The sequence below is a fragment of the Streptomyces sp. NPDC051907 genome (assembly GCF_040681075.1).
In the GTDB taxonomy this organism is placed as follows: domain Bacteria; phylum Actinomycetota; class Actinomycetes; order Streptomycetales; family Streptomycetaceae; genus Streptomyces.
On record NZ_JBFAYB010000089.1, the window covers coordinates 15222 to 35891 of the forward strand.

At 73.4% G+C, this 20670-nt stretch carries 16 protein-coding genes; 6 read left to right on the top strand and 10 right to left on the bottom strand.

Annotated elements, in window-relative coordinates:
* Nucleotides 1-16: 16 nt before the first annotated feature.
* From AB0M39_RS32740 to AB0M39_RS32755, 4 genes are all read right to left on the bottom strand, one after another.
* The gene (locus tag AB0M39_RS32740) at nucleotides 17-220 is read right to left on the bottom strand and encodes a cold-shock protein (protein ID WP_005318814.1); all 204 of its coding nucleotides are present in this window, start codon (nucleotides 218-220) and stop codon (nucleotides 17-19) included.
* A gap of 215 nt (nucleotides 221-435) precedes the next feature.
* Nucleotides 436-1593 (bottom strand): acetyl-CoA C-acetyltransferase, encoded by a 1158-nt coding sequence (locus tag AB0M39_RS32745; protein WP_365370203.1) that lies wholly within the window; start codon nucleotides 1591-1593, stop codon nucleotides 436-438.
* A 17-nt stretch (nucleotides 1594-1610) separates the two neighbouring features.
* Nucleotides 1611-2222: a TetR/AcrR family transcriptional regulator gene (locus AB0M39_RS32750; RefSeq protein ID WP_365370205.1), complete on the bottom strand. Its 612-nt coding sequence runs from the start codon at nucleotides 2220-2222 to the stop codon at nucleotides 1611-1613.
* 15 nt (nucleotides 2223-2237) lie between these two features.
* Nucleotides 2238-3026 (bottom strand): SDR family oxidoreductase, encoded by a 789-nt coding sequence (locus tag AB0M39_RS32755; protein ID WP_365370207.1) that lies wholly within the window; start codon nucleotides 3024-3026, stop codon nucleotides 2238-2240.
* 46 nt (nucleotides 3027-3072) lie between these two features.
* Between AB0M39_RS32755 and AB0M39_RS32760 the strand changes: the two genes are divergently transcribed.
* A complete protein-coding gene (locus AB0M39_RS32760; protein ID WP_365370209.1) occupies nucleotides 3073-4218 on the top strand; it encodes an acyl-CoA dehydrogenase family protein in 1146 nt (381 codons plus the stop codon).
* A complete protein-coding gene (locus AB0M39_RS32765; RefSeq protein WP_365370210.1) occupies nucleotides 4218-5201 on the top strand; it encodes an acyl-CoA dehydrogenase family protein in 984 nt (327 codons plus the stop codon). Before AB0M39_RS32760 ends, AB0M39_RS32765 begins: the two co-directional genes overlap by 1 nt.
* 257 nt (nucleotides 5202-5458) lie before the next feature.
* Here AB0M39_RS32765 and AB0M39_RS32770 read toward each other — a convergent pair whose 3' ends face one another.
* From AB0M39_RS32770 to AB0M39_RS32795, 6 genes are all read right to left on the bottom strand, one after another.
* A complete protein-coding gene (locus tag AB0M39_RS32770) occupies nucleotides 5459-5941 on the bottom strand; it encodes a pyridoxamine 5'-phosphate oxidase family protein (RefSeq protein WP_365370212.1) in 483 nt (160 codons plus the stop codon).
* Nucleotides 5942-6012: 71 nt separating this feature from the next.
* A complete protein-coding gene (locus tag AB0M39_RS32775) occupies nucleotides 6013-6573 on the bottom strand; it encodes a HutD family protein (protein ID WP_365370214.1) in 561 nt (186 codons plus the stop codon).
* Nucleotides 6570-7289: a VWA domain-containing protein gene (locus AB0M39_RS32780; RefSeq protein WP_365370216.1), complete on the bottom strand. Its 720-nt coding sequence runs from the start codon at nucleotides 7287-7289 to the stop codon at nucleotides 6570-6572. The genes AB0M39_RS32775 and AB0M39_RS32780 overlap by 4 nt, the downstream gene beginning before the upstream one ends.
* Before the next feature lie 238 nt (nucleotides 7290-7527).
* Nucleotides 7528-8988, bottom strand: coding sequence for a glutamate synthase subunit beta (locus AB0M39_RS32785; protein WP_365370218.1), 1461 nt, complete (start codon nucleotides 8986-8988; stop codon nucleotides 7528-7530).
* The gene (gene gltB, locus AB0M39_RS32790) at nucleotides 8981-13549 is read right to left on the bottom strand and encodes a glutamate synthase large subunit (RefSeq protein ID WP_365370220.1); all 4569 of its coding nucleotides are present in this window, start codon (nucleotides 13547-13549) and stop codon (nucleotides 8981-8983) included. The genes AB0M39_RS32785 and gltB overlap by 8 nt, the downstream gene beginning before the upstream one ends.
* 1332 nt (nucleotides 13550-14881) lie before the next feature.
* On the bottom strand, nucleotides 14882-15610 hold the full coding sequence (locus tag AB0M39_RS32795; RefSeq protein WP_365370222.1) for a VIT1/CCC1 transporter family protein: 729 nt from the start codon (nucleotides 15608-15610) through the stop codon (nucleotides 14882-14884).
* Between the two features lie 207 nt (nucleotides 15611-15817).
* Between AB0M39_RS32795 and AB0M39_RS32800 the strand changes: the two genes are divergently transcribed.
* From AB0M39_RS32800 to AB0M39_RS32815, 4 genes are all read left to right on the top strand, one after another.
* Nucleotides 15818-16882 (top strand): ADP-ribosylglycohydrolase family protein, encoded by a 1065-nt coding sequence (locus tag AB0M39_RS32800; RefSeq protein WP_365370224.1) that lies wholly within the window; start codon nucleotides 15818-15820, stop codon nucleotides 16880-16882.
* A 479-nt stretch (nucleotides 16883-17361) separates the two neighbouring features.
* Nucleotides 17362-18627, top strand: coding sequence for an ADP-ribosylglycohydrolase family protein (locus AB0M39_RS32805; RefSeq protein ID WP_365370230.1), 1266 nt, complete (start codon nucleotides 17362-17364; stop codon nucleotides 18625-18627).
* Nucleotides 18608-19717 (top strand): ADP-ribosylglycohydrolase family protein, encoded by a 1110-nt coding sequence (locus AB0M39_RS32810; protein WP_365370232.1) that lies wholly within the window; start codon nucleotides 18608-18610, stop codon nucleotides 19715-19717. Before AB0M39_RS32805 ends, AB0M39_RS32810 begins: the two co-directional genes overlap by 20 nt.
* On the top strand, nucleotides 19714-20670 hold a 957-nt coding region (locus AB0M39_RS32815), incomplete at its 3' end, for an ADP-ribosylglycohydrolase family protein (RefSeq protein ID WP_365370226.1). The genes AB0M39_RS32810 and AB0M39_RS32815, both read left to right, overlap by 4 nt.

The window sequence follows — 20670 nt, forward strand, 5'->3', positions numbered from 1 at the left end:
GAACGCGTCCCAGCTATCAGGCGGGGAGGATGTTCTCCGCCTGCGGGCCCTTCTGGCCCTGCGTGACGTCGAACGTCACCTTCTGGCCCTCCTGGAGCTCACGGAAGCCCGAGGTGGCGATGTTGGAGTAGTGGGCGAAGACGTCGGCGCCGCCGCCGTCCTGCTCAATGAAGCCGAAGCCCTTTTCCGAGTTGAACCACTTCACGGTTCCAGTAGCCATGTCATTCTCCTAAAACAGGGGCAAGCCGGAAATTCACACCTCGTGAATCTCCCGTCGCTGCATTGAGCCCCATCCGGAGAAATCCGGAAACGAAATATGCGCCCGACGAAGCATTCCGTCAGGCGCACACAAGTTCATGGGTACCAAAACTGCAACGCCGCAACCGTAGCACGCCCGCGCACGAAAGGCCCGTGTCCACGACCGGTCGCAGACGATCAGAGCCGCTCGACGATCGTCACATTGGCCTGTCCGCCGCCCTCGCACATGGTCTGCAGGCCGTAGCGGCCGCCCGTGCGCTCCAGCTCGTGCAGGAGCGTGGTCATCAGCCGGACGCCCGTCGCGCCCAGCGGATGGCCCAGCGCGATCGCGCCGCCGTTGACGTTGACCTTGTCCGGGTCGGCGCCCGTCTCCTTCAGCCAGGCGAGCACCACCGGGGCGAACGCCTCGTTGATCTCGACCAGGTCGACGTCGTCGATCGTCATGCCCGTCTTCTTCAGCGCGTGGGCGGTCGCCGGGATCGGGGCGGACAGCATCCGGATCGGGTCCTCGCCCCGCACCGAGAGGTGGTGGATCCGGGCCCTGGGCGTCAGCCCGTGCTCCGCCACGGCCCGCTCGCTCGCGATCAGCATGGCCGCCGCGCCGTCGGAGACCTGGGAGGAGCAGGCCGCCGTGATCGTGCCGCCTGGCAGGACCGGCTCGAGCGCGGCCATCTTCTCCAGGGTCGTGTCGCGGCGCGGGCCCTCGTCCGCGCTCACCTCGCCCAAGGGCACGGTCTCCCGCTCGAAGCGGCCCTCGTCGAGGGCGCGGACGGCCCGCTGGTGGGAGAGCAGTGCGAACTCCTCCATGGCGCGCCGGGTGATCCCCCACTTCTCGGCGATCAGCTGCGCTCCGTGGAACTGGTTGACGGGCTGGTCGCCGTAGCGGGCCCGCCAGCCCTCGCTGCCCGCGAACGGCCCCTCGGTCAGCCCCAGCGGCTCGGCGGCCTGCCGGGAGGCGAAGGCGATCGGGATCTGCGACATGCTCTGGACGCCGCCCGCGACGACCAGGTCCTGAGTGCCGGAGAGCACGCCTTGGGCCGCGAAGTGGACGGCCTGCTGCGAGGAGCCGCACTGCCGGTCGACGGTCACGCCCGGGACCTCCTCGGGGAGCCCGGCCGCCAGCCACGCGGTGCGCGCGATGTCGCCGGCCTGCGGGCCCACCGCGTCCAGACAGCCGAAGACGACGTCCTCGACCGCGGCGGGGTCCGCTCCCGAGCGCTCGACCAGGGCCCGCAGGACGTGCGCCCCCAGGTCCGCCGGGTGGACGCGGGCGAGGCCTCCCCTGCGCCTGCCCACCGGGGTGCGGACCGCTTCGACTATGTAGGCCTCGCTCATGACGGCTCCTCAATCGGCTATGTGCGTACGGCGATTCCGTCCAGCACCATCGACAGGTACTGCCGGGCGATCTCCTCGGGGCTGTGCTGTCCGCCGGGGCGGTACCAGGAGGCGGCGACCCACACCGTGTCGCGCACGAAGCGGTAGGTGAGCCGCACGTCGAGGTCCGCGCGGAAGACCCGGTCGGCGACCCCGCGCTCCAGCGTCCCGAGCCAGGCCTTCTCGAACTTCTCCTGCGACGCGGACAGATAGCGGAAGCGGGGCTGCGCGGCCAGGTGCCGGGACTCCTTCTGGTAGATCGCGACGGCGGCGCGGTGCCGGTCGATCTCCCGGAACGACTCGACGACCAGGGCCTCGATGGTCTCGCGGGGCCCGAGTCCGGCGGCGAGCACCGCGTCGTACCCCTGCCACAGCTCGTCGAGGAAGCTGGAGAGGATCTCGTCGAGCATCGACTCCTTGGAGTCGAAGTGGTAGTAGAGGCTGCCGGCGAGCATGCCCGCCTGGTCCGCGATCTCGCGGACGGTGGTGGCGTTGTAGCCCTGGGCGGCGAACACCTCGGCGGCGGTGCCGAGGAGTTCGCGGCGGCGCTCGGCCGCGGCGGTCACCTGGGGCTTCTTCTTGGTAGGCACGCGTCCATTGTGGTCCTACGCGCGCTGGCTGCTGACGGCGACGACCTCGCCGGTCAGATAGGAGGAGTAGCCGCTGGCGAGGAAGACGATGACGTTGGCGACCTCCCACGGCTCGGCGTACCGCCCGAAGGCCTCGCGGGCGGTGAGCTCGTCGAGGAGCTCGGCGGAGGCGACCTTGGCCAGATGCGGGTGCATGGCGAGGCTGGGGGCGACGGCGTTGACGCGCACGCCGTACTCCACGGCCTCCATCGCCGCGCAGCGGGTGAGCGCCATGACGCCGGCCTTGGCGGCGGCGTAGTGGGCCTGGCCGGCCTGGGCGCGCCAGCCGACGACCGAGGAGTTGTTGACGATCACTCCGCCGCGGCCGGTCTCCTTGAAGGAGCGCAGGGCGGCGCGGGTGCAGCGGAAGGCGCCGTTGAGGGTGACGTCGAGGACCCTGTCCCACTGCTGGTCGGTCATGTCGACGAGGGCGGCCGTGCCGCCGAGGCCGGCGTTGTTGACGACGACGTCGAGGCCGCCGTGGTCGCGGACCGCCCGGTCGAAGAGCGCCTGGACCTGGGGCTCGTCGGTGACGTCGCAGGGCAGCGACGACACGGCGTCCGCGCCGAACTCGGCCGCGAGGGCCTCCTCGGCCTCCTTCAGCCGGCGCGCGTGGGCGTCGGAGAGGAGGACGCGCGCGCCCTCCTCCAGGAGCCTGCGGGCCGTGGCGCCCCCGATGCCCGCGCCCGCCGCGGCGGTGACGACGGCGGTCCGGCCCGTCAGCAGGCCGTGCCCGGGGACGTACTGCGCCTTGTTGTCCGTCACGGCGGCACGTTAACCTACCAAACACTTGTTAGGGAAGGATGCGCGCATGGATCTGGACCCCTCCGCCGCCGACGAGGCCCTGCGCGCCGAGGCGCGCGCCTGGCTCGCCGAGCACGTCCCCGCCGTCCCGCTGCCCTCCCTGGAGACCGAGGAGGGCTTCGCGGCGCACCGGGCCTGGGAGGCCCGGCTGCACGCGGACCGCTGGTCGGCCGTCTCCTGGCCCCGGCGGTACGGCGGCCGGGGCGCCGACGTCTTCGGCTGGCTGGCCTTCGAGGAGGAGTACTACGCGGCCGGCGCGCCGGGACGGGTCTCGCAGAACGGCGTCAACCTCCTCGCCCCGACGCTCTTCGACCACGGCACCGAGGAGCAGCGCGCCCGGGTGCTGCCCTCGATGGCGAGCGGCGAGGTCGTCTGGGCGCAGGCGTGGTCGGAGCCGGAGGCTGGCTCGGACCTCGCCGCGCTCGCCTCGCGGGCGGTGCGCACGGACGGCGGCTGGCTGCTGAGCGGGCAGAAGGCCTGGTCCTCGCGGGCCGCGTTCGCGGACCGGGCGTTCGGCGTCTTCCGCAGCGACCCGGGGGCGGCGAAGCCGCATCAGGGGCTGACGTATCTGATGTTCGACCTGTCGGCGCCCGGGGTCCTCGTCCGGCCCGTCGGGCGGCTCGACGGCAAGCCCGCGTTCGCGGAGCTCTTCCTGGACGAGGTCTTCGTCCCGGACGAGGACGTGATCGGCGAGCCGGGGCAGGGGTGGCGGATCGCGATGTCCACGACGGGCGACGAGCGAGGTCTCACCCTGCGCTCCCCCGGCCGCTTCCTGGCCGCCGCGGACCGTCTCGTACGGCAGTGGCGCGCGTCGGGCGACCCGGCGGACACGGCGCTGCGCGACCGGGTCGCGGACGCGGTGATCGGCGCGCGCGCCTACCAGCTCTTCACCGCCGCGGGCGCCTCGCGCTTCGCGGCCGGCCAGAGCATCGGGGCCGAGTCGAGCCTGAACAAGGTCTTCTGGTCGCAGTACGACATCGCCCTGCACGAGACGGCGCTCGAACTGCTGGGCGACGAGGGGGAGCTGGCGGACGGCGAGTGGGCCGAGGGGTACGTCTTCTCGCTCGCGGGGCCGATCTACGCCGGCACGAACGAGATCCAGCGCGACATCATCGCCGAGCGGCTGCTCGGCCTGCCGAAGGGCCGCCGCTGATGCGCTTTGTGCCGACCGACGAGCAGCAGGACTTCGCGCGCTCGCTGGACGCGATGCTGACGGCGGCGGGCGCCCCCGCGGCCGCGCGGGCGTGGGCGGGCGGGGACCACGCCCCGGGGCTGGCGCTCTGGTCCCGGCTGGCCGGGGCCGGGGTGTTCGCGCTGGCGGCGCCGGAGGCGTACGAGGGGGTGGGGCCGCTGCCGGTGGAACTGGCCGTCGCCTTCGTGGAGCTGGGCCGCCACGCGGCGCCGGGCCCGCTGGCGGAGACGGTCGCGGCGGCGGCGCTGCTGACCCGGCTGGCCGAGTCGGGGGACGCGGCGGCCGCCAAGCGCCTGCTGCCGGGGCTGGCGACGGGCGAGGCGACGGCGACGCTGGCGACGGCGGACGGGGGCCGGTACGCGCTGGACCCGGACGCCGTGACGACGGTGCTCGCGGTGTCCCCCGGCGCCGTCCTGCGCATCGCGCCCGGCCATGGGCCGCTGCACGCCTCCCTCGACCCCGCCCGTCGGCTCGCCGTCCCCGCCGCCGGGGGCGAGGTCCTCGCCGAGGGGCCCCAGGTGGCCGCGGCCGCGGCGTACGCCGCCGACGTCGCCGCCCTCGTCACCGCCGCGCAGTGCCTCGGCGTCGGGCTGGCGCTGCTCGACCAGACCGTGGCGTACGTCCGCCGGCGCACCCAGTTCGGCGTCGCCGTCGGGTCGTTCCAGGCGGTCAAGCACCGGCTGGCGGACGTGCTGGTCGGGCTCGAGTTCGCCCGGCCGCTGCTCTACGGCGCCGCGGTGACCATGGCCCCCGCCGACGTCGCCGCCGCCAAGGCGACCGCGGGCGAGGCCGCGTACGCCGCCGCGCGCGCCGCGCTCCAGCTGCACGGCGCGGTCGGCTACACCGAGGAGCTCGACCTCTCGCTGTGGCTGCGCAAGGCGCGGCCGCTGCGGGACGCCTGGGGCACGCCCGCCCGCTGCCGGGCGCGGGTGCTCGAGGGGTGAGCCGCCGTCTGCCCGGCGCCCTCGTGCCCGGCCGTTGGGGCGCTCCAGCCAGGCCGCCGGCTGTGCGGCGAGCAGCGCGCGCCCCGCCCGTCCTGAAGGCGGGAGGACTTCGTCGACGGCCACTGACACCACCCCCGGCTCTATCAGGAGACGCTGCCCGCGCCCGACACGATCGCCGTGCCGGTGGTGGAGGCGGCAGCGCGGTGTGGTCCTGCGGGCCGCCTCCCGGTCCAGCACGACGGCGCGGGGGTGAGCGGTCAGCGCCGCCGGACCGTGCGCACCTGTTCGCCCGGCCGCCAGGACCGCACGACCAGTTCGTCGCCCTCGACCGACGTCCGCACCACCTCGCCGACCTCGACCCGGAAGAGGTGGAACGGCTCCGGCGGCTCGGCCTCGGCCGTGTACCGGGCGATCTCCCGCGGATCGGTCACCTCCACCGCGCGTCCGGCGATCCGCGCGTCGCCGCCGTCCATGGAGTCGTCGGCCCCCGGGTTCGCGTGCAGCGCGAAGCGCGGATCGCGCTGGAGGTCCCGCGCCTTGCGGGAGCCGTCCATCATGCCGAGCCACAGCTCGCCGCGCCGGAAGTCCGCTTCGAGGCCGGTCACCCGGGGGGAGCCGTCCTTGCGGAGCGTGGCCAGCACATGGTGCTTGTACCGCTGGAAGCGCTGCTGCACGGCCTCCGCGAAATCGGGCGCCGCGGCCTGGAAGTCCGCCCATGAATTCGATGTCATGCCGCCCATGAAAGCGCAGAAACCAGACATCTTCCGTCGGGATTGATCCGCGAGCGGCGTTCGGACACCGTCCCGACGCCTCACCGCCTCCACAGCGTGACGATCGCCGCGTGCCCCTCGGTGTGGAGCGACCCCGGCGACGCGTCGAGCACCGCCGCGTCGTACCGCCCGAGCGTCACGTCCGCCTCCCGCAGGACCGCCGGCCCGTCCAGCGCGACGACCACCGCCGTCGCGCCGGGCGGGACCGCGAGGTGCAGCCCGCCGCGGACCACCGCGGTCTGACAGGCCGTACTCCCCCTGCGGTACATGACGTTGAAGTTGACGACGGGACCGGCCAGCAGCCGGCCCTCGGTCTCCTGGTCGCCGGGGAACGCGTACGGCCGGAACCGCTCGTCGGCGAGCGTGCGCCGCCCGCCCACGGCGAGGTCCATGCCGGCGCCGTCGGCGACGGTCAGGATCCGCTCCACCCCGGGGAACGCGGAGAACGGCCCGTCCTCGCCGACGTCCGCGAGGCTGACGCGCCAGTCGAAGGCGTCCGTCGACGCGCCCTCGGGCGAGGCGACGATCTCCCGGGTGACCCCGCCCCCGTTCTTCCACGGCACGGCGGCCCGGTCCGCGGCCCGCAGCACCCGAGGCGTCATCGCACGATGCCCTGGGCGCGGGCGGCGGCCAGCCACTGCGGGAACTCCGAGACCAGCCGGTCGTACAGCTCCGCGTCCGCGACGGTGCGCGGGTCGAGGCCGGCGTGGAAGAACCCGGCGTTGTCGACGGGCCGTTTGCCGGGCACGGCCAGCTCGTCGAGCTTGTGCAGGAAGTCGAACTGCGAGCTGCGCTTGTTGCCGAAGCCGATGAACTGCCAGAACAGCGGCAGCTTGGCCGCCTTGCACAGATAGCGCTCGGCCGCGAGCTTGTTGATCGGGCCGCCGTCGGTCTGGAAGACGACGAGCGCGGGCGCGCTGGAGCCGCTGTCGAGGTAGTGGTCGATGACCGCGTCCATGGCCAGGTGGTAGCTGGTCTTGCCCATGTGCCCGAGCCCGGCCGCTATCTCCTCGACCCGGCCGTGGTGGTTGTCCAGCGCGATGTCGGTGACGGCGTCGACGTCGGTGGAGAAGAAGACGACGGGCACCCGGCCGTCGTCGTCGAAGTGCGCGGACAGTCCGAGCACGCGGTCGGCCAGCGCCTGCACGCTGCCGTCCTTGTAGTACTCCTTCATGGACCCGGAGTAGTCCAGCACCAGGTAGACGGCGGCCCGCTCCCCGCTCAGCCGGTGCTTCTCCAAGGAGACGCCGGCGCTCTTGTAGAGGCTGACGAGCGCGGGCGCGGTCTCCTCGATCTTACGGAGGCTGATGGCGGCCACACGGGGCTCCGTTCCGTCGACGTCGGGAGCACCGAGATTACGTCAACGCCCCGTCCCGGCCACCGGGATGCTCCGGGTCCTGGGCGGCCGCGAAGGACAGAGCGCAGAACCGAACGCGGACGCAACACGGCGCCTGCCAGATGTCCGGTCGGGGACAAGGCAGGCGCCGCGTTCAGTTCCGCACGCCGTTGTACGGGACGTTTTCGGGGGTCAGACCGTCGGTCTGACCGTCATGCCGTCACACCGTGAGCGCACGGTCCGTCGGCCGGATCGGCGCGGGCAGCTCGCTCGCGCCGGTCAGATAGCGGTCCACGCCCTGCGCCGCGGAGCGGCCCTCGGCGATCGCCCAGACGATCAGCGACTGGCCGCGGCCCGCGTCGCCCGCGACGAACACGCCGTCGACGTTGGTCGCGAAGGACGCGTCCCGCGCCACGTTGCCGCGCGCGTCCAGCTCCAGGCCGAACTGCTGGACCAGGCCGTTCTCCTGGTCCGTGCCCGTGAAGCCCATGGCCAGGGTGACCAGCTGCGCGGGGATCCTGCGCTCGGTGCCCGCCTTCTGCTCCAGCTTGCCGTCCTTGAACTCCACCTCGACGAGGTGCAGCGCCTGGACGTTGCCGTCCTCGTCGCCCTCGAAGTGGGTGGTGGAGACGGAGTAGACCCGCTCGCCGCCCTCCTCGTGGGCCGAGGTGACCTTGTAGAGCATCGGGAAGGTCGGCCACGGCTGGCTGGTGTTCCGCTCCTCGCCCGGCTGCGGCATGATCTCCAGCTGCGTGACCGAGGCCGCGCCCTGGCGGTGGGCGGTGCCCACGCAGTCCGCGCCGGTGTCGCCGCCGCCGATGACGACGACGTGCTTGCCCTCGGCGGTGATCGGCGGGGCCACGAAGTCGCCCTCGACGACCTTGTTGGCGAGCGGCAGGTACTCCATCGCGTAGTGGACGCCGTTCAGCTCGCGGCCCGGGACCGACAGGTCGCGCGAGACCGTGGCGCCCGCCGCGATGACGACCGCGTCGTACCGCCGGCGCAGCTTCGCCGCGTCGATGTCGCGGCCGATCTCGACCTCCGTGCGGAACTTGGTGCCCTCCGCGCGCATCTGCTCGATACGGCGGTTGATGTGCACCTTCTCCATCTTGAACTCGGGGATGCCGTACCGGAGAAGCCCTCCGATGCGGTCCGCGCGCTCGTAGACGGCGACCGTGTGACCCGCCCGGGTCAGCTGCTGGGCGGCGGCCAGGCCCGCCGGGCCCGAGCCGATGACCGCGACCGTCTTGCCGGACAGCCGCTCAGGCGGCTGCGGGGTGACGTCGCCGCTGTCCCAGGCCTTGTCGATGATGGAGACTTCGACGTTCTTGATGGTGACGGCCGGCTGGTTGATGCCGAGCACGCACGCCGCCTCGCAGGGCGCCGGGCACAGCCGCCCGGTGAACTCCGGGAAGTTGTTCGTCGCGTGCAGCCGCTCGGACGCGGCCGACCAGTCCTCGCGGTAGGCGTAGTCGTTCCACTCGGGGATCAGGTTCCCCAGCGGACAGCCGTTGTGGCAGAACGGGATGCCGCAGTCCATGCAGCGTCCGGCCTGCTTGCTGATGATCGGCAGCAGGGACCCGGGAACGTAGACCTCGTTCCAGTCCTTGACGCGCTCGGCCACGGGGCGGGTCTCGGCGACCTCGCGCCCGGTGGTCAGGAAGCCCTTGGGGTCAGCCATTGGTCGCCGCCTCCATCATCTTCTCGGTGGTCTCCTGCTCGGAGAGACCGGCGAGCTCAGCGGCGTCCTTGGCGGCGAGCACTGCCTTGTACGTGGTCGGGATGATCTTGCTGAACCGCTTCGCGGCGGCCGGCCAGTCGGCCAGCAGCTTCGCCGCGACCGTCGAGCCCGTCTCCTCCTGGTGGCGGCGCACGGCGTCGTGCAGCCACTGCTCGTCGGCGTCCGACAGGGCCTCGACGGCCTCCAGGTTGCCGGAGTTGACGTTGTTCCGGTCGAGGTCGAGAACGTACGCGATGCCGCCGGACATGCCGGCCGCGAAGTTGCGGCCCGTCTCGCCGAGCACGACCGCGTTGCCGCCGGTCATGTACTCGCAGCCGTGGTCGCCCACGCCCTCCGAGACCACCGTGGCGCCGGAGTTGCGGACGCAGAACCGCTCGCCCACCCGGCCGCGCAGGAAGATCTCGCCGCCGGTCGCGCCGTACGCGATGGTGTTGCCCGCGATCGTCGAGTACTCGGCGAGGTGGTCGGCGCCCCGGTCCGGGCGGACGACGACCCGGCCGCCGGAGAGGCCCTTGCCGACGTAGTCGTTGGCGTCGCCCTCCAGCCGCAGCGTCACGCCGCGCGGCACGAACGCTCCGAAGGACTGGCCCGCCGACCCCGTGAAGGTGATGTCGATGGTGTCCTCGGGCAGGCCCGCCCCGCCGAACTTCTTGGTCACATGGTGGCCGAGCATGGTGCCGACCGTGCGGTTGATGTTGCGGATCGCGACCTGGGCGCGGACCGGCTGCGCGTCGGTTGCGCTGTCGGCGCCCAGCGCCTCGGCGGCGAGATGGATCAGCTCGTTGTCGAGGGCCTTCTCCAGGCCGTGGTCCTGCTCGATGAGCGCGTGGCGCACCGCGCCGTCCGGCAGCTCGGGGACGTAGAACAGCGGCTCGAGGTCGAGGCCCTGCGCCTTCCAGTGGCTGACGGCCCGCTCGGTGTCGAGCAGCTCGGCGTGGCCGACCGCCTCCTCGACGGTGCGGAAGCCCAGCTCGGCGAGGAGCTCGCGGACCTCTTCGGCGATGAACTCGAAGAAGTTGACGACGAACTCGGCCTTGCCGGAGAACCGGTCGCGCAGCACCGGGTTCTGCGTGGCGATGCCGACCGGGCAGGTGTCCAGGTGGCAGACCCGCATCATGACGCAGCCGGAGACGACGAGCGGCGCGGTCGCGAAGCCGAACTCCTCGGCGCCCAGCAGCGCGGCGATGACGACGTCGCGGCCGGTCTTCAGCTGGCCGTCGGTCTGGACGACGATACGGTCGCGCAGGCCGTTGAGCAGCAGGGTCTGCTGGGTCTCGGCGAGGCCGAGCTCCCAGGGTCCGCCCGCGTGCTTGAGCGAGGTCAGCGGCGAGGCGCCGGTGCCTCCGTCGTGCCCGGAGATGAGGACGACGTCCGCGTGCGCCTTGGAGACGCCGGCGGCGACCGTGCCGACGCCGACCTCGGAGACCAGCTTCACATGGATGCGGGCGGCCGGGTTGGCGTTCTTGAGGTCGTGGATCAGCTGAGCCAGGTCCTCGATGGAGTAGATGTCGTGGTGCGGCGGCGGCGAGATCAGGCCGACGCCGGGCGTCGAGTGACGCGTCTTGGCGACCCACGGGTAGACCTTGTGGCCGGGCAGCTGGCCGCCCTCGCCGGGCTTGGCGCCCTGCGCCATCTTGATCTGGATGTCGTCCGCGTTGACCAGGTACTCGGAGGTCACGCCGAAGCGGCCGGAGGCGACCTGCTTGATCGACGAGCGCCGGGCCGGGTCGTACAGGCGCTCCGGGTCCTCGCCGCCCTCGCCGGTGTTGGACTTGCCGCCCAGCTGGTTCATGGCGATGGCGAGGGTCTCGTGCGCCTCGCGGGAGATGGAGCCGTACGACATCGCGCCGGTGGAGAAGCGCTTGACGATCTCGCTGACCGGCTCGACCTCGTCGAGCGGAATGGAGGGGCGGTCGGCTTTGAAGCCGAACAGGCCGCGGAGCGTCATCAGCCGCTCGGACTGCTCGTTCACCCGGTCCGTGTACTTCTTGAAGATGTCGTAGCTGCGCGAGCGCGTGGCGTGCTGCAGCCGGAAGACCGTCTCCGGGTCGAAGAGGTGCGGCTCGCCCTCGCGGCGCCACTGGTACTCGCCGCCGATCTCCAGCGCGCGGTGCGCGGAGGCGATGCCGGAGGCGGGGTAGGCCTTGGCGTGCCGGGCGGCGACCTCCTTGGCGACGACGTCCAGGCCCGCGCCGCCGATCTTGGTGGCGGTGCCGTTGAAGTACTTCTCGACGAAGGCGTCGTCGAGGCCGACGGCCTCGAAGACCTGCGCGCCGCGGTAGGAGGCGACGGTCGAGATGCCCATCTTGGACATGACCTTCAGGACGCCCTTGCCGAGGGCGTAGATCAGGTTGCGGATGGCCTGCTCGGGCTCCAGGCCCTCGATGAACGTGCCGGCGCGCAGCAGGTCCTCGACCGACTCCATCGCCAGGTACGGGTTGACGGCCGCCGCTCCGTAGCCGATGAGCAGCGCGACGTGGTGCACCTCGCGGACGTCGCCCGCCTCGACCAGCAGGCCCACCTGGGTGCGCTGCTTGGTGCGGATGAGGTGGTGGTGGACGGCGGAGGTGAGCAGCAGCGACGGGATCGGCGCGTGCTCGGCGTCCGAGTGCCGGTCGGACAGGACGATCAGACGGGCGCCGTCCTCGATGGCGGCGTCGACCTCGGTGCAGATCGCCTCGATCCGGGCGGCCAGCGCGTCGCCGCCGCCGGAGACCCGGTAGAGGCCGGAGAGCGTCGCGGCGGTCATGCCGGGCATGTCGCCGTCGGCGTTGATGTGTATGAGCTTGGCGAGCTCGTCGTTGTCGATCACCGGGAAGGGCAGGGTGACGCTGCGACAGGAGGCCGCGGTCGGCTCCAGCAGGTTGCCCTGCGGGCCCAGCGACGAGTACAGCGAGGTGACGAGCTCCTCGCGGATGGCGTCCAGCGGCGGGTTGGTGACCTGCGCGAAGAGCTGGGTGAAGTAGTCGAAGAGCAGCCGGGGGCGCTCGGACAGGGCCGCGATCGGGGAGTCCGTGCCCATGGAGCCCAGCGGCTCGCCGGCGGTCCTGGCCATGGGGGCGAGGATGACGCGCAGCTCCTCCTCGGTGTACCCGAAGGTCTGCTGGCGGCGGGTGACCGAGGCGTGGGTGTGGACGATGTGCTCGCGCTCGGGGAGGTCCTCGAGCTCGATCTCGCCGGTCTCCAGCCACTCCTCGTACGGGTGCTGGGCGGCGAGCGCGGACTTGATCTCGTCGTCCTCGATGATGCGGTGCTCGGCGGTGTCGACGAGGAACATCCTGCCGGGCTGGAGGCGGCCCTTGCGGACGACCTTGGCCGGGTCGATGTCGAGCACGCCGACCTCGGAGGAGAGCACGACGAGACCGTCGTCGGTGACCCAGTAGCGGCCGGGGCGCAGACCGTTGCGGTCGAGGACCGCGCCGACCTGGACGCCGTCGGTGAAGGTGACGCAGGCCGGGCCGTCCCAGGGCTCCATCATCGTGGAGTGGTACTTGTAGAACGCGCGCCGGGCCGGGTCCATGGAGTCGTGGTTCTCCCACGCCTCGGGGACCATCATCAGGACGCTGTGCGGGAGGGAGCGGCCGCCGAGGTGGAGCAGCTCCAGGACCTCGTCGAAGGAGGCGGAGTCGGAGGCGTCGGGGGTGCAGACCGGGAAGATCCGCTCCAGCTTCTCGGCGCCGAAGAGGTCCGAGGCGAGCTGGGACTCGCGGGCGCGCATCCAGTTGCGGTTGCCCTTGACCGTGTTGATCTCGCCGTTGTGCGCGACGAAGCGGTACGGGTGGGCCAGCGGCCAGCTCGGGAAGGTGTTCGTCGAGAACCGCGAGTGGACGAGCGCGACGGTGGTGGCGCAGCGCCGGTCGGACAGGTCCGGGAAGAAGGGCTCCAGCTGGCCGGTGGTCAGCATGCCCTTGTAGACGATCGTGCGGGCGGAGAGCGAGGGGAAGTAGACCCCGGCCTCGCGCTCGGCGCGCTTGCGCAGGACGAACGCCTTGCGGTCCAGCGCGATGCCCGTGCTCTCGCCGTCGGCCACGAAGAGCTGGCGGAAGGCGGGCATGGTGGCGCGGGCGCCGTTGCCGAGCAGGTCGGGGGCGACGGGGACCTCGCGCCAGCCGAGGACGTTCAAGCCCTCCTCGACGGCGATCGTCTCGATCTGTGAGACGGCGGCGGCGGTGTCGTCAGCCTCGTCGGCCGGCAGGAAGGCGATGCCCACGGCGTACGCGCCGGCCTCGGGCAGCTCGAAGCCGCTGACCTCGCGGAGGAAGGCGTCCGGGACCTGGAGCAGGATGCCCGCGCCGTCGCCGGAGTCGGGCTCGGAGCCGGTGGCGCCGCGGTGCTCGAGGTTGCGCAGTACGGTCAGCGCCTGCTCCACCAGCTCATGGCTGGCAACACCGGTGAGGGTGGCCACGAACCCGACGCCACAGGCGTCGTGCTCGTTACGGGGGTCGTACATCCCCTGGGGGGCGGGGCGACCGTCCATGGGCGACCAGGCGTCGGAACGCATCGGCACTCCCGTCGTCGTCGAGGCATATTCACTGCCGAGGGACGACGTTGGCCCTCTGCGAAATTTCGTGCAGGTTACATGATGGAATGCTTCTCGAAAAGTGGATAGCTCGTTCCAACATGCGGACACCGCCCGAGGCGGTGGAGGGGGACACGGCCGGACAGATCGTTGTCCGGCGGTCCATTCGCGGAGCAGGCGTCATTGCCCGCAGCGCTTTCGGCTCATGCCCGGTGGTCAGGGTTCCGAAACCGCCGAGAAACGGCTACTTATGTGGCGCCGCGCATAGTGTCTCACCGAAAAGCGGAATGAGAACGGGGACGTACGTCACAGATCCCGCGCGCGAGCCAGGCGAGGGGGCGACGGGGTGGCCCACCAGGGGGTTCGCATACGCGGGGGCGGGGGCGGGGGCGGGGGATTTTCTGCCCGGGCGGCTGGGCGGCCGGGGGTCCTGTCCGGCGGACGCCAGGGGCCCGGGCGGCCGGACGCCGGGGTCTTGTCAGCGCCCAGCCGAGGCCGGGCGGCTGGGCAGCCGAGGATCTTGTCCGGCGGACGCCAGGGCCCAGGCGGCTGGGCGTCGGGGACTTGTCCGCGCCCGCCGAGGCCGGGGCGGCCGGGCAGCGGGGTCTCGTCGGCCGGACGCCGGGGCCGGGGGGCTGGACGCCAGGGGCCCGGGCGGCTGAGCGCCGGGCATCCCGCCCGGCGGACGCCGGGGATCCGGGCGCCGGAGCACCGGCCCTCCCCTCCACCGGAGGCCAGGGTCCCGCCCGGCGGACGCCGGGGAGCCGGGCGTCGGACCGTCGGCCCTCCCCTCCACCGGAGGCCAGGGTCCCGTCCAGCGGAGGGCCGGGGATCTGGCTGGCTGGGTGCCGGGGAGCTGTCCGCCGGGCACCGGGGAGCCGGGCGGTTGAGCGGCCGGGGATCGTGTCCGCAGGACGCCAGGGGCAAGGCGGCTGGACGGCAGGGGATCTCGTCGGCTGGACGCCGGGGCCGGGGCGGTGCCCGACGGCGGGGATCCGGCTGGCTGGACGCCAGGGACCGGGGCCGCTGAGCACCGGATCCGTCCGCCGGGGCCTGGGCGGCCGGGCAGCCGGGGTCCTGCCCCTGCCCGAGCCGGGGCGACCGGGCGGCTGGGCAGCCGAGGATCTTGTCCGGCGGACGCCAGGGGCCCGGCGGCTGAGCGCCGGGCGTCCCGGCCGGCCGACGCCGGGGATCCGGGCGTCGGAGCGTCGGCCCTCCCCTCCGCCGGAGGCCCGGGCGGGCCGGGGCCCCGCGCAGCGCGGGCCCGCCGTCGCCGAGACCAGGGGCGCCTCCGGGAGCCCTTGAGCCCCCGCGTCAGACCGCCGCGCCGAAAAGCACCCCGAGCCCGTACGTCACCGCCGCCGCCGCGCCGCCCAGTACCAGTTGGCGTAGGCCGCTGTACCACCAGCTGCGCGCCGTGACCCGGGCCACCAGCGCGCCGCATGCGAACAGCCCGACCAGCGCGAGCAGCACCGCCGGCCACAGCGCGGTCGCTCCGAGCAGATACGGCAGCACGGGCAGCAGCGCGCCCAGCGCGAACGAGGCGAACGACGAGACCGCCGCGACCGTCGGCGACGGCAGGTCGTCCGGGTCGATGCCGAGCTCTTCGCGTGCGTGGATCTCGAGCGCCTGCTCCGGGTCCTTGGAGAGCTGCATCGCCACCTCGCGGGCGAGCGCGGGCTCGACGCCCCTGGCCGTGTAGAGCGCCGCCAGCTCCTCCATCTCGTCGACCGGGTGCTTGCGCAACTCCCTGCGCTCCACGGCCAGTTCGGCCTCGACGAGCTCCCGCTGCGAGGCGACGGAGGTGTATTCGCCCGCCGCCATCGAGAACGCGCCCGCCGCGAGACCCGCCAGCCCGGTGATGACGATGGTCTGCTGCGAGACCGCGCCGCCCGCCACGCCGGTCATCAACGCGAGGTTGGACACGAGCCCGTCCATCGCTCCGAAGACGGCCGGACGCAGCCATCCGCCGTTCACATCGCGGTGGGTGTGGTTGTCGCGGTGCGCCTCGTGCAGCGTCGCTTCGGTCTCGATGATGGACACAGCTCTCCCCTTGTTCTGACAGCGGGCCCGTTGGGCCCGCCCCCTCCAACACCTCGAAAGTACGCACGATGTAAGGGGTCCGCCAGCAAGGCAGGCCGTACTTACCTGGAGTCAGCCGGGTGACAAGCGCGTATCTCAGACTCGTCGCGCGTCCCGCGTGGCACAGATTCAGGAACAGGCTCGGTGCGCGCGAAAGGGGCCAGCCCCATGGGGTTGATTGCATGCGATCCCGCCGATTCCACCGACCCTGCCGATCCGGCCGGCAACGCCGCCTCGTTCGCGGTGCTGCGCGACCGGGCCTGCGGGGCGCTGCTCGGACTGGCGGTGGGCGACGCGCTGGGCGCCCCCGCCGAGAACTTGCGGCCGTCCGAGATCCGCCGCCGCTGGGGCCGTATCGAAGGCTTCGTCAGCGACGACCCGGCGGGCACGGACGACACGGAGTACGCCATCTTCTCCGGCCTCCTGCTGGCCCGGCACGGCTCGGCTCTGACGGTGGCGCATGTGGAGAACGCCTGGCACCACTGGATCGCGGACCTCGACGAAGGGCCGTTCCGGGGCGCGGGGTTCAGCGAGCGGGGCACTCTGGAGAACCTGCGGCGCGGCCTCGCCGCGCCGATCTCGGCGCAGCACCGGCACGCCTGGAGCGACGGACTGGCCATGCGCGCGGCGCCGTTCGGCGTGTTCGCCGCGGGGCGCCCGGCGGAGGCGGCACGGCTGGTGGCGATCGACGGCACGGTCAGCCACGACGGCGAGGGCATCTACGGCGGCCAGGCGGTGGCGGCCGCAGTGGCCGCGGGGATGGCGGGGGCGGGACCTGCGGGCGTCATCGGCGCGGCGCTGTCGGTGGTGCCGATGGACTCGTGGACGGCGCGCTCGCTGCGCCGGGCGGTGGTCGCGGCGCAGCACACATACCCGGACACGCTCTCGAGGGAACGGGCGGTCCGCTCGGCCGTCGTGATCGGCGGCTACCCCTGGACGGACCTGGCGCCGGAGGCGGTGGGCCTGGCGTTCGGCGCGTTCGCGGCGGCCAGAGGGGACTTCCGTACGTCGGTGCTGACGGCGGTCAACATGGGCCGCGACGCGGACACGACGGCGGCGGTGGCGGGTGCGCTGGCTGGCGCGGTCTCGGGAGCGGCGGCGATCCCGACGGAGTGGGCCTCGGCGATCGGCCCGGTACGCGGCAGCTGCCTCCCGTCGATGCACGGCTACCACGTCCTGGACATCGCGGAGCTGCTCACCCCGGACGACGACTCGCAGGAGGCGGCGTCATGAGCCCGTCGCCCTGGACAGCGGACAGCCCCCACGCTGAGAACCCCACGGACTCCACGGACCCCGCGGCTCCCACGGACCCCGCGGACCCCCGCAGGCCGGGACCGATGGACGAGACGCCGGACGAGGCGGCGGACGGGACGTCAGACGGGACGACGGGTGGCGAGACGCCCGACGAAGCCGCGGCCGAGAACGTCCAGACGCCGTCGGAGCCGGCCACCGGCCAGCAGACCCCGACCCCGAATGCCCCGCAGACGCTGCCCGACCCGCCCGACCCGGAGCCAACCCCCAGCCGGCGGGCCCCCACCCCGCACCCCCCGCAGACGCCGCCCGAGCCCGTCGACCCGTCCCCCGGCCGGCGGCCCCCCACCCCGCACCACCCGCAGCCCCCGCCCCAGCCCGTCGCCCCGAAGCCGTCCCCCGACCGACGACCCCCCGCCCACGCCCCCCTCCCCCCTGCCCCCGTCCGCCCGACCCGAGCCATCGAAGGGCTGCTTCTCGGGCTCGCTGCCGGGGACGCCGCCGGGTGGCCCGCCGCGCGGCACCGGGCCGCGCGGATGCCCGAGTGGACCCGTCGGCTCACCCGCGAGCTCGACACCTTCGCCGAGCAGAACGCGACCACCACCCTCCCCGTCCCCATCGCTCTCAACCAGCCTCCCGAGCCGCTGCGCCTCGGCCCCTCCGACGACGCCGAGTGGGCCGCCTTCTGCGCCGAGACCGTGCTCACCGCAGGCGGTCCCCTCTTCAGCGGACTCGCCCCGGGCCGCCGGATGCGCGCCGCCGTCGACCTCGCCTGGAACTCCCTCGCCAGCGAGATCGCCGCGGCCGCCGCCCGCGCCCCCGAGGTCGAGTCGGCCGTGCTCCCGCTGCGCGCCCGCATCTCCGTACGGGCCGGACTCGGCAATCTCGCCACCGGTCTGCGCCCGCCCGCCACCGGCCACGACAACCCGCACTACTTCGACGACGCCGCCTGCGTACGCGCCGCCGTCCTCGCCGTCGTCCACCCCGGCGACCCGTCCGCCGCCGCCGAACTCGCCGAGTTCGACGCCCGGTACACCCAGGACGGCGACGGAGTCCACGGCGCCCGTGCGATGGCCGCGGCCGTCGCCGCCGCGCTGGGCGGGGCGACGGTCGACGACGCCGTGGACGCCGCGCTGGCCCAGCTCCCCGAGACCGCCGAGGTCGGCCGCAACGCCCGGCACGCCGTCAAACTCGCCCGCCACTGCACCCCTGACACGGCCGGGGCGTTCGCGCTGGTGCCGCTGCTGGAGCACCAGATCGTCGACCACGTCTACAGCTACGGCATCGCAGCCGCCGAGACCGTGCCCGTCGCCCTCGCGGTCGCCACCGCCGCCCGCGGCCGGGTCGCCGAGGCGGTGCCCGCGGCCGTCTGCCTCTCCCGGGTCGCCGACTCCGCCCCCGCCCTCGCCGGGGCGCTGACCGGCGCGCTCGGCGGCGGCGACTCGGTGCCCTCCACCTGGCGCGACGCGTGCCGCGTCCTCGCCGGCTGCGCGCTCCCCCGTCTCGCGGGCACCGACCTGGTGGAACTCGCCGGGCTCCTCGCACACACGGAACTGACCGCCCCGGGTGGACAATTCCGACATGACGACGACACCCGCGACACCCGCGCGGCCTTCGACGACCGCGACGACCTCGACGACCTCAGCGCCCGCGCACCCCGCCCCCTCCTCGACGCCCGCACTCGACGACCGGATCACGGGCAGCCTCATCGGAGCGGCCGTAGGTGACGCGCTCGGCGGCCCGGTCGAGGGCTACACCCCCGAGCAGATCGCAGAACGGCACGGCGGCCGCGTCCGCGGCGTCGTCGGCCCCTGGCACGGCGACGAGTGGCGCACCGCCCGCCCCATCGCGCCGTACCACAAGGGCGACGGCCACGTCACCGACGACACCTTGATGACCCATGCGCTGATCCGCGTGTACACGAGGGTGCGCGACCATCTCGACGCGTACGCCGTCGCCGACCACCTGGTCCCCGACCTGATGTCCGCCCCTCGCTGGATCCCGGAGCTCGAGGCCGAGGCCCTCCCCCTCCAGCGCGTCTTCCTCGCCGAGAAGTGGATCGTCGCCCGCCTCCACTACGGCCACAACGACCCGCGCGAGGCGGGCGTCGGAAACATCGTCAACTGCGGGGCGGCGATGTACATGGCCCCGGTCGGTCTGGTCAACGCGGCCCATCCCGCCGCCGCCTACGCCGAGGCCCTCGACGTCGCGGGCGCCCACCAGTCGTCGTACGGACGCGAGGCCGCGGGCGTCTTCGCGGCCGCCGTCGCCGCGGCCTGTCTGCCGGGGGCCACCGAGACCAGCGTCGTCGACGCCGCGCTGTCCCTCGCCAAGGACGGCACGCGCGCGGCCGTCGAGGCGGTGGCCGAAGTCGCCGTACGGCATACGGACTTCGAGTCCGCGCTCGCTCCGCTGCGGGCGGCCGTCGCCCCGTTCGACACGGTCGGCCCGGACTACCGCGCGCCGTCCCTCGGGGCCCGCCGCCCCTCCCGCCTCCACTCCATCGAGGAGCTGCCCATCGCCCTGGGCATGCTGCTGGTCGGCGCGGGGGACTTCCGCCGTACGGTCCTGGGCGCCGTCAACTACGGCCGCGACTGCGACTCGATCGCGACGATGGCCGGCGCGGTCGCGGGCGCGCTGCACGGCGAGGCCGCCGTCCCGCCCCTGTGGTCCAAGCAGGTCGCCGAGGCGAGCCGTCTCGATCTGCACGCCCCCGCGACGGCCCTGGCCGAGGTCGCCCGCGAGGTGTTCGCCCGCGACGCCCAGCGCCGCCGCGCCCATGAGAGCGCCTTCGCGCAGCTGACGGGCGCCCGATGACGGGCGGGCTCCGGCTCACCTGGGTGCAGCCGGAGGACCTCCTCCCGCACGAGCTGCGCCAGGCGGACGAGGACGGGCGCAACGCCGTCCACATCCGCAACCGCTGGCTCCAGTCGGGCGGGCCCCCGGCCCCGCCGCCCTCGGGCGCCTCCCCCGTCTGCGCCCCCGCCCATCTGCGGACCCTGGCGAAGGACCTCCTGGACGAGCTGGCAATGCTCACCTCGCCTCTCGAGGAGCCGACGGACCTGGCCTCGATCACCCGGCTGTCCCCCGGGCTCCAGGACTCCGGCGAGCCCGCCTCCGCGCAGCGCGCCGCGCGCGCCCCCAGCCCCGACGCCCTGCACTCCGCCTGGCTCGGCCGCGCGATCGGCTGCCTCCTCGGCAAGCCCGTCGAGAAGCTCCCCCTCCACGGCATCCGCGCCCTCGCCCGCGCCACCGGCAACTGGCCGCTCACCACCTGGTTCACCGCCAAGGGCGTGCCCCCGGACCTCGCCGCCGAGCACCCGTGGAACCGGCGCTCCGCCGCCACCTCGCTCGCCGAGAACATCGACGGGATGCCCGAGGACGACGACCTCAACTACCCGCTGCTCAACCTGCTCCTCCTCCAGCGCCGCGGCCGGCGGTTCACCACCGCCCAGGTCGCCCAGCTCTGGCTGGACGAGCTGCCCGCGGGCCGTACGTTCACCGCCGAGCGCGTCGCCTACCGCAACCTCCTCTCCGGCGTCGAGCCCCCGCACACCGCCACCTGCCGCAACCCCTTCCGCGAGTGGATCGGCGCGGCCATCCGCGCCGACGTCCACGGCTGGACCAACCCCGGCGACCCCGCGGCGGCCGCCCGGCAGGCCCACCGCGACGCGGTCCTGCGGAGGTTCGCGGCGAGCGCCTCCAGGAATTGCTCCGTCGTCATCCACGGCTGGTCCCTGGAGATCAACAGCGCCAGGTCCTTCGTCATC